Origin of the sequence: Pseudomonas sp. S150 (genome assembly GCF_004526365.1) — a bacterium.
In the GTDB taxonomy this organism is placed as follows: domain Bacteria; phylum Pseudomonadota; class Gammaproteobacteria; order Pseudomonadales; family Pseudomonadaceae; genus Aquipseudomonas; species Aquipseudomonas putida_A.
Genome location: NZ_CP038207.1, coordinates 157,404 through 171,024, shown reverse-complemented (window position 1 = coordinate 171,024; position 13,621 = coordinate 157,404). Strand labels below are relative to the sequence as shown.

Genomic DNA, 13,621 nt, shown 5'->3' with positions numbered 1-13,621 from the left:
GCCGCCAAGCCGTGCGCGTCGGGATCGGCTGCTATGCTGGTTTGACCGTGTTGCATTGACGCCGAGCGCCAGCCAAGAGAGAGCCCGTCATGTCCCAGTTGCCATCCTTGAGCCAGTTACGCGACCCCGAAGCCTTTCTGCGCCGCCATTTGGGCCCCGACGCCGCCGAACAACAGGCGATGCTCGACAGCCTCGGTCTGGGCAGCCGGGTCGAACTGATCGAGCAGACGGTGCCGCCGGGCATTCGCCTGAATCGGGCGCTGGACTTGCCGCCGGCCCTTGATGAGCAGGCGGCGCTGGCCAAGCTGCGCGGTTACGCCGAGCAGAATCAGGTCTGGACCAGCCTGATCGGCATGGGCTACCACGGCACGCTGACGCCGACCGTCATCCTGCGCAACGTGCTGGAAAATCCCGGCTGGTACACCGCGTACACCCCGTATCAACCGGAGATCGCCCAGGGCCGTCTCGAAGCGTTGTTGAATTTTCAGCAACTGACCATCGACCTCACCGGTCTTGAACTGGCCAACGCCTCTTTGCTCGACGAAGCCACCGCCGCTGCAGAAGCCATGGCGCTGGCCAAGCGTGTGGCGAAGTCGAAGAGCAATCTGTTTTTCGTCGATGAGAACTGTCATCCGCAAACCATCTCCGTGGTGCAAACCCGCGCCGAAGGTTTCGGCTTCGAGCTGATCATCGACGCTGTGGATAACCTCAACCAGCATCAGGTGTTCGGCGCGTTGCTGCAGTATCCCGACACTCACGGCGAGATCCGTGATCTGCGTCCGGTCATCGATCAGTTGCACGCGCAGCAGGCGTTAGCGTGTGTCGCCACCGATCTGCTGAGCCTGTTGCTGCTGACACCGCCGGGTGAACTGGGCGCGGATGTGGTGTTCGGTTCGTCCCAGCGCTTTGGCGTACCGATGGGCTACGGTGGCCCGCATGCGGCGTTTTTTGCCAGCCGCGAGGAGTACAAACGGGCGATTCCGGGGCGGATCATCGGCGTGTCGAAAGACGCTCGTGGCAACGTCGCATTGCGCATGGCCCTGCAAACCCGTGAGCAGCATATTCGCCGCGAGAAGGCCAACTCGAACATCTGCACCGCGCAGGTGCTGCTGGCCAACATCGCCAGTTGCTACGCGGTGTATCACGGGCCGCAAGGCTTGAAACGCATCGCCCAGCGCGTGCACCGCTTGACCTGCATCCTGGCGGCGGGCCTTGAGCGCCATGGTATTGCGCGGGTCAACGCACAGTTTTTCGACACCCTCACGCTGGAGGTTGGCGGCGCGCAGAGCGCGATCATCGATAGCGCCAAGGCTGCGCAGATCAACCTGCGGATTCTCGGCCGTCGCCGAGTCGGCTTGAGCCTCGACGAGACTTGCGATGAAAACACGGTGGCCAAACTGTTCGACGTGCTGCTCGGTGCCGATCATGGTTTGAACGTCGACGACATTGACGCAGAAGCACTGGTTTCCGGCATTCCCGACCCCCTGCAGCGCAACACGCCGTACCTGCGCCACCCGGTGTTCAACGCGCATCACAGCGAAACCGAGATGCTGCGCTACCTCAAGCAACTGGAGAATAAGGATCTGGCGCTCAACCAGTCGATGATCCCGCTGGGCTCCTGCACCATGAAACTCAACGCCACCAGCGAGATGATCCCGATCACCTGGCCGCAGTTCGCCAATCTGCACCCGTTCGCGCCACGGGAACAGGCGCTCGGTTACACCTTGATGATTGAAGAACTGGAGCGTTGGTTGTGCGCGATCACCGGGTTCGATGCGATCTGCATGCAGCCCAATTCCGGCGCTCAGGGCGAGTACGCCGGGCTGCTGGCGATTCGCAAATATCACGAGAGCCGGCAGCAGGGCGCGCGGGATATCTGCCTGATCCCGTCCTCGGCGCACGGCACCAACCCGGCCTCGGCGCAGATGGCCGGGATGCGCGTGGTGATCGTCGAGTGCGACGAGGCCGGCAACGTCGATCTGGACGACCTGAAAACCAAGGCTGCCGAGGCGGGGGACAAGTTGTCGTGCCTGATGGCGACCTATCCGTCGACCCATGGTGTGTACGAGGAGGGCATCAGCGAAATCTGCGAAGTTATCCACCAGCGCGGCGGGCAGGTGTACATGGACGGCGCCAACCTAAATGCCCAGGTTGGGCTGGCGCGGCCGGCGGACATTGGCGCCGACGTGTCGCACATGAACCTGCACAAGACTTTCTGCATTCCCCACGGCGGTGGCGGGCCGGGCATGGGGCCGATCGGTATTCGCGCGCATCTGGCGCCGTTCGTTGCCAATCACCCGGTGGTGCCGATTGACGGCCCGCTGCCGCAGAACGGCGCGGTCAGCGCGGCGCCGTGGGGCAGTGCGAGCATTTTGCCGATCAGCTGGATGTACATCGCGATGATGGGGCCGCAACTGGCGGATGCCAGCGAAGTGGCGATCCTCGCCGCGAACTATCTGGCGCAGCATTTATCCGGCGCATTCCCGGTGTTGTACACCGGGCGCAACGGGCGGGTCGCTCACGAATGCATTCTCGACCTGCGGCCCTTGAAGGCGCAGACCGGGATCAGTGAAGAGGACGTCGCCAAGCGCCTGATGGACTATGGTTTCCATGCGCCGACCATGTCCTTCCCGGTGCCAGGGACGTTGATGGTCGAGCCGACCGAGAGCGAGCCCAAGGCCGAACTCGATCGTTTCATCGGCGCGATGCTGAGCATCCGCGCGGAAATCACCGAAGTGCAGAACGGCAACTGGCCGGCGGAAGACAACCCGCTCAAGCGCGCGCCGCATACCCTGGCGGATGTCACCGGAGTGTGGGAGCGGCCTTACAGCATCGAGCAGGGGATCACCCCGGATGCGCATACCAAGGCGCACAAGTATTGGCCGGCGGTGAATCGGGTGGATAACGTTTATGGGGATCGCAATCTGTTTTGTGCCTGCGTCCCGGTTGACGATTACCGCTGATCTTCAGGCAACACGCAGAGCCATAGTGGGAGCGGGTTTGCTCGCGAAGGCGTCGTGTCAGAAAAATGGATGCGTCTGACCCACCGCCTTCGCGAGCAAGCCCGCTCCCACAGGGGGTGTGGTGAATTCGAAATTACAGGAAAAAAAATGCCGCTCGATCGAGCGGCATTTTTGTTGGCGCCTGGCTTACTCGGAGGCCACTGCGTTCTTCGCCAGAATCGCATTCGCCAGTTCCATGTCCGTGGCCTGCAGGCCCGGATTGTCGGCGCGGACTTTCTGCATCGCTGCTTCCAGGTACGGCCCACGGATGCCGCCATCGCTGGCAACGAAGCTGCCGGCATCGTCCTGTGCGGCAACGATCAGCTTGTGATCCTTGAAGGTCAGGTAGGTCGAACCGGTGGTGGCGCCGGACGAAATGACGTTACGCCAAAAGCTGTCGGCCATCGCTGAACCAACGGGAAGGGACAGCAAGGCAACGGTGGCGACAGCAAGTTTGAGACGCATGATTGAGTGACTCCTGGGGGTTAACTACGGCGTTGGATAACGATTCGCCAATCCGGTTCCGTAGTGGCCTATTTCTGCTCGCTCTGCGGTGTCACCCGCAGCACTTCTTCGAGGGTGGTCAGCCCCGCCGCGACCTTCTGCGCACCCGACAGGCGCAGGCTGCGCATGCCTTCCTTGAAGGCTTGCCGGCGGATGGCGGTGAGGTCGGTGTCGGGGGTGATGAGCGCTTTGAGGCTATCGCTCAACTGCATGATTTCGTAGACCCCGGCGCGTCCGCGATAACCGGTGTCGCGACACTCCAGGCAACCGATAGCGCGTTGCGCATTGCCCGGCAGCGGCGCCTGCCAGGGCCGGGTCAGGGTTTGCCAGTCTTCCTCTTCCAGCGTCAGCGGCGCCTTGCAGTGCGGGCACAGGGTGCGCACCAGACGCTGGGCCATGACCCCGAGCACCGTGGCTTTAATCAGATAGTGCGGCACGCCGAGTTCCAATAGCCGACTGATCGCGCTGGGGGCATCGTTGGTGTGCAGGGTCGACAGCACCAGATGGCCGGTGAGTGCCGCCTGAATCGCCATTTCTGCGGTTTCCAGGTCACGGATCTCGCCGATCATGATGATGTCCGGGTCTTGCCGCATCAGCGCACGCACGCCGGCGGCGAAACTCAGGTCGATGTTGTGCTGCACCTGCATCTGGTTGAACGCCGGCTCGACCATTTCGATCGGGTCTTCGATGGTGCAGAGGTTGATCTCCGGCGTCGCCAGTTTTTTCAGCGTGGTGTAGAGCGTGGTGGTCTTGCCCGAACCAGTGGGCCCGGTCACCAGAATAATGCCGTTGGGCTGACGGGTCATGTCCTGCCAGCGGCGCAGGTCGTCGGCGGAAAAGCCCAACTGATCGAAGTCCTTGAGCAGCACTTCCGGGTCGAAGATCCGCATGACCATTTTTTCGCCAAATGCGGTGGGCAGCGTTGAGAGCCGCAGCTCCACCTCGCCACCGTCCGGGGTCTTGGTCTTGACCCGGCCGTCCTGGGGTTTGCGCTTCTCGGCGACGTTCATCCGCCCGAGGCTTTTCAGGCGACTGACGATCGCCATGGTCACCTGCGGCGGGAATTGATAGACGTTGTGCAGCACGCCGTCGATGCGGAAACGCACGGTGCCCTGTTCGCGGCGCGGTTCGATGTGGATATCGCTGGCGCGCTGCTGGAAGGCGTACTGGAACAGCCAGTCGACGATATTGACGATGTGCGCGTCGTTGGCGTCCGGTTCCTGATCGCTGGCGCCGAGGTTGAGCAGTTGTTCGAAGTTGCCGAGGTTACCGCTCTGCGCGTCGGCAGTGCTGGCGCCGCTGACCGATTTGGCCAGGCGAAAGAACTCGACGCTGAAACGCTGGATATCCACCGGGTTGGCGACCACCCGTTTGATCGGCAGCTTCAGCACGTGGGTCAAGTCAGCCTCCCAACCGGTGACGTAGGGCTGGGCGCTGGCCACGACCACCGCATCGCGGTCGACCGCCACCGCGAGAATCTTGTGCCGTTGGGCAAAGGCGTAGGACATCAGCGGGGTGATGGCGGCTACGTTGATCTTCAACGGGTCGATGCGCATGTACGGCTGGCCGGCCTGCTGCGCCAGCCACAGGATCAGGCTTTCCAGGTCCAGATGTTTGCCTGGACGGCTGAGGTCATCCAATTGCTGGCTGGCGATGAACTCCAGCGGATGTTGCTGGCCGTGGGTCGCGTGGCGGCGGCGGGCGTTGAGCGCCTGCTCCGCCGAGTCCTGGCTGATAAAACCCTGGGCGACCAGTTCACGCAACACATCGTTGAGATCCAGCCAGCGGTCCTGAGTGGCGAGTTGAACGGACATGCGGGCTCCTTTTGAACGACTGTGCGCAAAGGATAGTCGTGGCCCCGCAGACTGTTGGGCCACTACCCGACAAAGCCGTTGCCGGATTTGTCAGCCGGCCGCTTGCGCGGGCGCAGCCCACGCCGTGTCGGCGTCTTGCAGGTTCACCGAGCAGACGCTGATCAGGTTACGAAGTTTTTCCGCAATCACCTGGGCGCGATGCCAGCTCAGACCATCGATGACGATATCGATCGACAGCAGATCGTCGAGCCGCTCGACGTGGACCTGTTGCGGCGTGAGGAATTGCAGCGCAAATAGATTCAGCACCCGCACCAGCAGATCCGGCTCGGCCTCGGCAAGCAACTGATAACGCGCGCAGCAGTGGGCATTGTTGACGTTCCACACATCGGCGCGGGGCGCGGGGGTATTCACGGCTTCGAGGTGAGGCATGTCCGGTCTCCAGAGTCAGTGGAGGAATTTTTACATTCGATGCCGGGCATTTCTTGTCTAAGATGAGCGGATTCGCGGATTGCTCGACTGGAACGATTCGCAAAATGATCATTTTGAGGATTGATTATGCATAGCGAGCTGGACAGCTACGACCGGCGGATTCTCGCCTTGCTGCAAGAGGACGCGTCACTGTCCAGCGCGCAGATCGCCGAGCAGGTGGGACTGTCGCAGTCGCCGTGCTGGCGGCGGATTCAGCGGATGAAGGAGGAGGGGATCATTCGCGGTCAGGTGACCTTGCTTGATCGCAAGAAGATCGGCCTGAACACGCAGATCTTCGCCGAGATCAAACTCAACGCCCACGGGCGTTCGAACTTCACCGAATTCACCGAGGCGATTCGCGGCTTTCCGGAAGTGCTGGAGTGTTATGTGCTGATGGGTGCGGTGGATTTTTTGTTGCGGATTGTCGCGGCGGACATCGAGGCGTATGAGCGGTTCTTCTTCGAAAAGCTGTCGCTGGTGCCAGGGATTCAGGAGGTGAACTCGATTGTGGCGCTGTCGGAGATCAAGTCCACAACCAGCCTCCCGGTCTAGCACGGATGGCCTCCGTGGCGAGGGGATTTATCCCCGATGGGTCGCGAAGCGGCCCCGCTTTAGTAGAAAGCAGGGACTGCTGCGCAGTCCATCGGGGATGAATCCCCTCACCACACAGTCATTACATACGCAGCAGCATTTTCCACGCACGATTCTGATAAACCGCAATCGCCTGCTGCTTGCGCGCATCGAGCAGTTCGTCAGTGATCGTCGGCTCGTTGGCCAGTTGCGCCAGTTTGTTCAGCTCGCCGTACAGGCGATCCATTTCCGCGATCTCCAGCACGTTACGCGCGTGGTGCAGCCAGACCTGGATGCGTTCGATGCGCGGCAGTTGCTCGGCCAGATCTTCCGGCTGCTGCTGATAGCGCTGCAGTTGCAGGGACGTGGCTTCTTCGCCGAGCATGCGCGGCAGCCAGCTGTGCAGTTGCGCGGCGCCCTGGCGGTTGCCGCGGGTGTTGCGCTCGGCGGCCCAGGTGCGGGCCAGCAGCCAGCGCGAAACAGTCAGCGAGAACAGGCCCCAGCGTGGGTCTTCCAGTTCTTCGAGGAATTGCTCCGGCGCGGCCTTGCGTACGTCTTCGTCTTCGATGCCGACCTGAACCAGTGGGCGCCAGTCTTCCAGCAGTGCATCCAGCGCCACGCGCAGGTCGTGAGTGGCCGGACGCGGTGCGGCCTGGCCGAGGCTGCTGAGCAGGGCGCGCATTTCCGCGAGGTTCTCGACCCAGTCCTGCAGCAGGCGCCAGTGGCCGTTGAAGCGATATTGTTCGGCCAGACGCTGGCTGCTGCCGAGCAAGTGCCAGGCCAGCGCGGCGAAGGCGTCGTCGAGTTGGGTTTCCGGGGTCAGTTGCGGCGCGGGCAGGCTCAGCGAGTAGCTGTTGGCGTCGTACAGACGGTAGCCGCGTTCGGCCTTGCTGATGTCGCAGGGCATCAGGGCCAGGGTTTCGGCCAGTTCGGCGGCCAGTTCCAGCAACGCGGCAGGCTCACCTTCGCGCAGTTCCAGTTCCAGCTCGCAGATTTCTTCTTTCTGTTTGCCGACCACCACGTGACCGAGGTCCAGCGCGGCTTCGATCACCACTTTGGCCTTGCCGCGACCCCAGGCGATTTCCGCACGCTCGCGGACGAAATCGGTGGTGAAGATCGGCTTCAGGGTTTTCTTGTCCAGCTCGGCCAGCGACTCGGGCCAGCATTCGCCATCGAGTTTCTTCACGTCGAGCTTGGCTTTGGGCAATTTCCAGTCGTACTCGTTACGCTCGGACAGACCGGCAACACTCTGACCACGGGTCTTGAGGGTCTGAATCACTTCGTCACCGTCCTTGCGCAGGCGCAGGGCGACTTTGGCCTGAGCCAGGTCGCGCTCGGGGGTGTCGAAGTACTGGTTCATCAACTCACGGCGTTCCCAGCCATTTTTGTTGCGTTTTTTCAGGAGCGGGTGCTCGCGCAGGGCAGCGAGGGTTTCGCGGCTGACGCGGAGTTTGATTTCGGTTTCTTTCTGCATGGCCGGAAAATCCAGGATCGGGAGCGCAGCCGGGGGAATGTGTGGCTGCCAAGGCCGTGCAGTGTACAGGACTCAAACTTCCTACGCCCTGCGGCGGTTTATTCCGAGCGCCGGATGGCTCTATGATGGACTTCAAATCGGGAGTTGGAGTCAGCGATGCCTTTGCCATCCATGCAAGACCAGTTCGCTGCACTGATCGCCGCACCGTCGGTCAGTTGCACCCAACCGAGCCTGGATCAGTCCAACCGGGCGGTGATCGATTTGCTTGCCGGCTGGCTGGGGGATCTGGGCTTCAGCTGCGATATCCAGCAGGTCAGCCCCGGCAAATTCAACCTGCTCGCCAGTTTCGGCAGTGGCCCCGGCGGCCTGGTCCTGGCCGGGCACAGCGATACCGTGCCTTATGACGATGCGCTGTGGCAGACCGATCCGCTGAAACTCACCGAAGTCGATGGCCGCTGGGTCGGGCTGGGCAGTTGCGACATGAAGGGTTTTTTCGCGCTGATCATCGAGGCCGTGCAGCCGCTGCTCGACCAGCCGTTCAAGCAACCGCTGCTGATCCTCGCCACCTGTGATGAAGAGAGCTCGATGTCCGGTGCCCGGGCGCTGGCCGAGGCCGGCAAGCCACTGGGCCGTGCGGCGGTGATCGGCGAGCCGACCGGGCTCAAACCGATCCGCATGCACAAGGGCATCATGATGGAGCGCATCGATATCCTCGGGCAGAGCGGCCATTCGTCGGATCCGCGCCTGGGCCACAGCGCCCTCGAAGCGATGCACGATGCCATTGGCGAGCTGCGCGGTTTGCGTCTGCTATGGCAGCGTGAATTCAACAACCCGCAGTTCAGCGTTCCACAGCCGACCATGAACTTCGGCTGTATTCATGGCGGCGACAATCCGAATCGCATCTGCGGCCAGTGTTCGCTGGAGTTCGATCTGCGCCCGTTGCCGGGCATGGACCCGAAAGTCCTACGTGCGGAGATTCTGCGCAAGCTCAATCCGGTTGCGGAACGTCATCAGGTGAAGATCGACTACCAGCCGTTGTTCCCGGAAGTGCCGCCATTCGAGCAGGCCGAAGACGCCGAATTGGTGCGCATCGCTGAAAAGCTCACAGGGCATAGTGCCGAAGCAGTAGCGTTCGGCACCGAAGCACCTTATCTTCAGCGCCTTGGCTGCGAAACCATCGTGCTCGGCCCTGGCGACATCGCCTGCGCACACCAGCCCGGCGAATACCTTGAAATGTCACGTTTGCAGCCTACCGTGCAGCTATTGCGGCAGTTGATTGAACATTATTGCCTGAACCCGGACAAACGATGATGTCCACCTGTGGGAGCGGGCTTGCTCGCGAAAGCGCTGTATCAGGTACATCGATGTCGACTGACTCACCGCTTTCGCGAGCAAGCCCGCTCCCACAGGGGGGACGGTGTTTTGTCTGACCAAACGCTGTAAATTGCCAGCACCCCAACCCGTATTCATGAGGAGAGCGCGCGTGTCGCCAAGCCTGTTCCGACGATAACCATCAGCCCGCTGTGCGTTTTCCGTTTCGCCCTTTTTTCGGCTGCTATTTATTACAGGCCCAGGTTCATGCCCGAATACGTCAATTGGCTTCGTCACGCGTCCCCTTATATCAATGCCCACCGCGACTGCACCTTCGTCGTCATGCTGCCCGGCGACGGCGTTGAGCATCCGAACTTCGGCAACATCGTCCACGACCTCGTGCTGTTGCACAGCCTCGGCGTGCGCCTGGTGCTGGTCCACGGTTCGCGCCCGCAGATTGAAACCCGCCTCGCTGCGCGCGGCCTGACCCCGCACTACCACCACGGCATGCGCATCACCGATGCGGCAACGCTGGAGTGCGTGATCGACGCGGTCGGTCAGCTGCGCATCGCTATCGAAGCGCGGCTGTCGATGGACATGGCCTCGTCGCCGATGCAGGGCTCGCGCTTGCGGGTGGCCAGCGGCAACCTTGTGACCGCGCGGCCGATCGGCGTGCTTGAAGGCGTCGACTATCACCACACCGGTGAAGTGCGCCGGGTCGATCGCAAAGGCATCAATCGTCTGCTCGACGAGCGTTCGATCGTGCTGCTGTCGCCGCTGGGCTACTCGCCGACCGGGGAAATCTTCAACCTCGCCTGCGAAGACGTCGCCACCCGCGCCGCCATCGACCTCGGTGCCGACAAGCTGCTGCTGTTCGGCGCCGACCTCGGTCTGATCGACGAGAACGGCAAACTGGTGCGCGAACTGCGTCCGCAACAGGTGCCTGCGCATCTGGCGCGTCTGGGCAACAACTATCAGGCGGAACTGCTGGATGCTGCTGCCGAGGCTTGCCGTGGCGGTGTCGCGCGCAGCCATATCGTCAGCTACGCCGAAGACGGCGCGCTGCTGACCGAACTGTTCACCCGCGACGGTGGCGGTACGCTGGTCGCGCAAGAGCAATTCGAGCTGGTGCGCGAGGCGGCGATTGAAGACGTCGGTGGTTTGCTCGATTTGATCAGCCCGCTGGAAGAGCAGGGGATTCTGGTGCGTCGTTCGCGCGAAGTGCTGGAGCGCGAGATCGAGCAGTTCAGCGTGGTCGAGCGTGAAGGCATGATCATCGCCTGTGCGGCGTTGTACCAGATTGCCGATTCGGACGCTGGTGAACTGGCGTGCCTGGCGGTGAATCCGGAGTACCGTCACGGTGGTCGCGGCGATGAGCTGCTGGAGCGCATCGAGACCCGTGCCCGGGCGCAAGGGTTGAAAACCCTGTTCGTCCTCACCACCCGCACGGCGCACTGGTTCCGCGAGCGCGGGTTCGAACCTAGCAGTGTCGAGCGTCTGCCGGCGGCGCGGGCGTCGCTTTACAACTATCAGCGCAACTCGAAGATCTTCGAAAAGACCCTCTGAAGATACCGAGGGATTCTTGTGGCGAGGGGATTCATCCCCGATGGGCCGCGCAGCGGACCCGCTTCACCAAAAGCAGGGGACTGCTGCGCAGTCCATTGGGGATGAATCCCCTCGCCATCTATTCAATTGTTTTCGGTTACAAACTTCGCACTGACGTACGGCGAGTAGTCCGGCAGCACCGTCTCGACCTTGCCTTGTTCCTTCAAAAACTTCGCCGTCTCACCAATCGCCTTCGCCGTGCCGCCGTCCAGCAGTGCAGTTGATTGCTGCGCCTTGGCATCAGGGAACTCGGAACCGGCGAGCAATTCCGGCACGTCGGCGGCATTGGCACCCGTCAGTTTTGCGATTTTCTGCACCGGCGCCGAGTCCGCTGTCCAGCTGTCTTTATGGCTGGCGTAATCGGCAAACGCGTCTAGAGTGACCTTGGCAAATTTGGCTACCACCTCAGGATGTTTCTCGGCGTAGTCCTTGCGCGCGACCCAGACTTCGAACGTCGGTGCGCCCCATTGGCCGACTTGAGCGGCATCGGTCAGGGTCTTGCCGGTCTTGCGGATTTCACCCAGCGCCGGCGACCAGACGAACGCACCGTCGATGTCGCCACGCTTCCAGGCGGCGGCGATTTCCGCGGGTTGCAGGTTCACCACTTTGACTTTGCTGGTGTCCAGGCCCCAGTGCCTGAGAGCGCCGAGCAAGCTGTAGTGGGAGGTGGAGACGAAGGGCGTGGCGATGGTCTTGCCGACCAGATCCTGCGGGCTATTGATGCCGCTGCCATTACGCACCACCAAGGCCTCGGCGGCATTGATCTGCGCTGAAACAATGAAGGCGACGATCGGCAGATTGCGTGAAGCGGCCGCGGCCAGAGGGCTGGAGCCGAGGTTGCCGATCTGCACATCGCCGGAGGCAATGGCTGTCACAACTTCCGGGCCACTATTGAAGCGTCGCCAGTCGATCTTCTGGCCGATGGTTGTTTCGTAAGTACCGTCGGCCTGGGGGACTTTGCTGGGGTCGATACCGGTTTGATAACCGATGGTGAGGTTGGCAGCCTGCGCGGAAAAACAAATCAGCGCCGACACACAAACTGTAACAAATTGACTAGATAGTGCGCGTTTAGCCATCATGGCGTCGCCTTTTCGATAGGGTTTGACGAATTGGGGTTGCGCCAAAGCTAATCGATATAAAAAAAGGCTAACAAATACCATTTAGGAATGAGCTTAGTCGCCGATACGTTGTATCCGGGCGAGGATGGCGAGATAGTGGCCATATTCCCGAATGATATGAAAAAGAATGAATAAATTCTTTTTGGGTTTATCAGGAAATCTTTACTCTGCACGGACCAAATCACTGCGATTAGACCTTGGTCGTAGACACACAAGGTTACGATTGACTTGTCAGTCACGGTCTGGCGCTAATCGCGCATCTTAGGATCCAGGGCATCAGACCCCGGGCCAGGAACACAAGAATTAGAAACGAGAGGAGCTTTACATGAACAAGTCCACCTTGGCCCTGGCTGTGGCCGTAGGGGTTATGGCGCAGCAGGCAGGCGCCGCCGGTTTCATCGAAGACAGCAAGGCCACTCTGGGCTTGCGCAACTTCTACATCAACACTGACAACCGTGACTCCGGCACCAAAGCGGCTGGCGCGCAGAACAAGAACGAAGAATGGGGCCAAGGCTTCGATCTGCGTTTCATCTCCGGTTACACCCAAGGCACCGTAGGCTTCGGTATCGACGCCATCGGCCTGCTGGGCGTGCGCCTGGATTCGGGCGGCGGCACCAACGGTGCAACCTCGACTTCCTACGGTGGCACTGTGTTCCCGAGCAAGTCCAACGGCGAAGCTGTTGATAACTTCTCGAGCCTGGGCCTGACCGCCAAGGCCAAGATCTCCCAGACCGAACTGAAGCTGGGTACCCTGCAGCCGAAGAACCCGGTCATCGTGACAAACGACGGTCGTCTGCTGCCACAAACCTGGCAGGGTGGCCAGATCACTTCCGGCGAGATCAAGGACCTGACCCTGGTCGCTGGTCAGATCGAAGCAGTGAAAGGTCGTAACTCCAGCAACAACGAGAACCTGTCCGTTGGTGGTGCGAACGCTCGCGTTGCCAACAGCAACAAGTTCTACTACGCCGGTGGTGACTACAAAATCACCAAGGACCTGACTGCCCAGTACTACTACGGCAACCTGGAAGACTTCTACAAGCAACACTTCCTGGGTCTGGTTCACAACTGGGCAATCGGCCCGGGCGTGCTGAAGTCTGACTTCCGCTACTTCCACAGCAGCGACGACGGCGCCAATGGCAACACCGCAGCCTACTTCGGTAACGGTAACTACGTCGGCAACGTCAGCGGCAAAGGCCCGATCGACAACAATCTGTACAGCGGCCTGTTCCTGTACACCGTTGAAGGCCACACCTTCGGTGGCGGCTACCAGGTTTCCAACGGCAGCTCCGACTTCCCTTGGCTGAACCAGGGCGACGGTTCGTCGAACTACACCATCACCGACATGCAGATCCAGAAGTTCGGTCGTGCCGGCGAGAAAACCTGGCAAGCACGCTACTCGTATGACTTCGCCAAAGTCGGCCTGCCTGGCTTGACCGCCGGTTTGGTCTACCTGCGTGGCGATGATATCGACACCGTTGGCTCCAACCGTCGTGAGAACGGTACCGGTGCTTCCGAGTGGGAACGCGATCTGACCATCGGTTACGTTATTCCTGAAGGCCCGGCCAAGAACCTGGGCTTCATGTGGAAAAACGCTACCTGGCGCAACGACATCCCAGGTCAACGCGACCAGGACGAAAACCGCCTGATCGTCAGCTACTCGATCCCGCTGCTGTAATAGCGCGTCTCGATTCGCTGATGTAAAAAAAGCCCCGTCCGGCATCGCGCCGGACGGGGCTTTTGCATTTTCGGGTCAGG

10 protein-coding genes are annotated in these 13,621 nt (G+C 61.2%); 5 read left to right on the top strand and 5 right to left on the bottom strand.

The window, feature by feature from the left end; all coding sequences use genetic code 11:
- Positions 1–89 precede the first annotated feature (89 nt).
- Complete coding sequence (gcvP, locus tag E3Z29_RS00840) at positions 90–2,963, top strand: aminomethyl-transferring glycine dehydrogenase (RefSeq protein WP_134784917.1); 2,874 nt, start codon at positions 90–92, stop codon at positions 2,961–2,963.
- A gap of 186 nt (positions 2,964–3,149) precedes the next feature.
- On the opposite strand, the gene E3Z29_RS00835 is transcribed toward gcvP, so the two are convergent.
- The 3 genes from E3Z29_RS00835 to E3Z29_RS00825 form a co-directional block, all read right to left on the bottom strand.
- Positions 3,150–3,470 (bottom strand): DUF2388 domain-containing protein, encoded by a 321-nt coding sequence (locus E3Z29_RS00835; RefSeq protein ID WP_177409030.1) that lies wholly within the window; start codon positions 3,468–3,470, stop codon positions 3,150–3,152.
- 65 nt (positions 3,471–3,535) lie between these two features.
- The gene (locus tag E3Z29_RS00830; protein WP_134784916.1) at positions 3,536–5,320 is read right to left on the bottom strand and encodes a GspE/PulE family protein; all 1,785 of its coding nucleotides are present in this window, start codon (positions 5,318–5,320) and stop codon (positions 3,536–3,538) included.
- A 90-nt stretch (positions 5,321–5,410) separates the two neighbouring features.
- Positions 5,411–5,749, bottom strand: a complete 339-nt coding sequence (locus tag E3Z29_RS00825) for a hypothetical protein (RefSeq protein WP_103368200.1) — start codon at positions 5,747–5,749, stop codon at positions 5,411–5,413.
- A 126-nt stretch (positions 5,750–5,875) separates the two neighbouring features.
- Between E3Z29_RS00825 and E3Z29_RS00820 the strand changes: the two genes are divergently transcribed.
- Positions 5,876–6,340: an Lrp/AsnC family transcriptional regulator gene (locus E3Z29_RS00820; protein WP_027610503.1), complete on the top strand. Its 465-nt coding sequence runs from the start codon at positions 5,876–5,878 to the stop codon at positions 6,338–6,340.
- A gap of 121 nt (positions 6,341–6,461) precedes the next feature.
- Here E3Z29_RS00820 and E3Z29_RS00815 read toward each other — a convergent pair whose 3' ends face one another.
- Positions 6,462–7,832 carry an inorganic triphosphatase gene (locus tag E3Z29_RS00815; RefSeq protein WP_096796143.1) on the bottom strand — a complete coding sequence of 457 codons (1,371 nt, stop codon included), beginning with the start codon at positions 7,830–7,832 and terminating at the stop codon, positions 6,462–6,464.
- A 156-nt stretch (positions 7,833–7,988) separates the two neighbouring features.
- On the opposite strand from E3Z29_RS00815, the gene argE reads away from it, so the two are divergent.
- Together argE and argA are read left to right on the top strand one after the other, a co-directional pair.
- Positions 7,989–9,143, top strand: coding sequence for an acetylornithine deacetylase (gene argE / locus E3Z29_RS00810; RefSeq protein ID WP_134784915.1), 1,155 nt, complete (start codon positions 7,989–7,991; stop codon positions 9,141–9,143).
- 267 nt (positions 9,144–9,410) lie between these two features.
- Positions 9,411–10,709, top strand: a complete 1,299-nt coding sequence (gene argA / locus E3Z29_RS00800) for an amino-acid N-acetyltransferase (protein ID WP_007967974.1) — start codon at positions 9,411–9,413, stop codon at positions 10,707–10,709.
- A 122-nt stretch (positions 10,710–10,831) separates the two neighbouring features.
- Here argA and tauA read toward each other — a convergent pair whose 3' ends face one another.
- Positions 10,832–11,827, bottom strand: a complete 996-nt coding sequence (tauA, locus tag E3Z29_RS00795) for a taurine ABC transporter substrate-binding protein (RefSeq protein ID WP_134784913.1) — start codon at positions 11,825–11,827, stop codon at positions 10,832–10,834.
- A 364-nt stretch (positions 11,828–12,191) separates the two neighbouring features.
- Here tauA and E3Z29_RS00790 point away from each other — a divergent pair, with 364 nt between their 5' ends.
- Positions 12,192–13,541 carry an OprD family porin gene (locus tag E3Z29_RS00790; protein WP_096797605.1) on the top strand — a complete coding sequence of 450 codons (1,350 nt, stop codon included), beginning with the start codon at positions 12,192–12,194 and terminating at the stop codon, positions 13,539–13,541.
- Positions 13,542–13,621: the final 80 nt, after the last annotated feature.

Bases quoted from the DNA above. Each gene is read 5' to 3' on its own strand.
- argE (WP_134784915.1), top strand. From the start codon at position 7,989: ATGCCTTTGCCATCCATGCAAGACCAGTTCGCTGCACTGATCGCCGCA.
- E3Z29_RS00815 (WP_096796143.1), bottom strand. From the start codon at position 7,832: ATGCAGAAAGAAACCGAAATCAAACTCCGCGTCAGCCGCGAAACCCTC.
- E3Z29_RS00825 (WP_103368200.1), bottom strand. From the start codon at position 5,749: ATGCCTCACCTCGAAGCCGTGAATACCCCCGCGCCCCGCGCCGATGTG.
- E3Z29_RS00790 (WP_096797605.1), top strand. From the start codon at position 12,192: ATGAACAAGTCCACCTTGGCCCTGGCTGTGGCCGTAGGGGTTATGGCG.
- E3Z29_RS00820 (WP_027610503.1), top strand. From the start codon at position 5,876: ATGCATAGCGAGCTGGACAGCTACGACCGGCGGATTCTCGCCTTGCTG.
- gcvP (WP_134784917.1), top strand. From the start codon at position 90: ATGTCCCAGTTGCCATCCTTGAGCCAGTTACGCGACCCCGAAGCCTTT.
- argA (WP_007967974.1), top strand. From the start codon at position 9,411: ATGCCCGAATACGTCAATTGGCTTCGTCACGCGTCCCCTTATATCAAT.
- tauA (WP_134784913.1), bottom strand. From the start codon at position 11,827: ATGATGGCTAAACGCGCACTATCTAGTCAATTTGTTACAGTTTGTGTG.
- E3Z29_RS00830 (WP_134784916.1), bottom strand. From the start codon at position 5,320: ATGTCCGTTCAACTCGCCACTCAGGACCGCTGGCTGGATCTCAACGAT.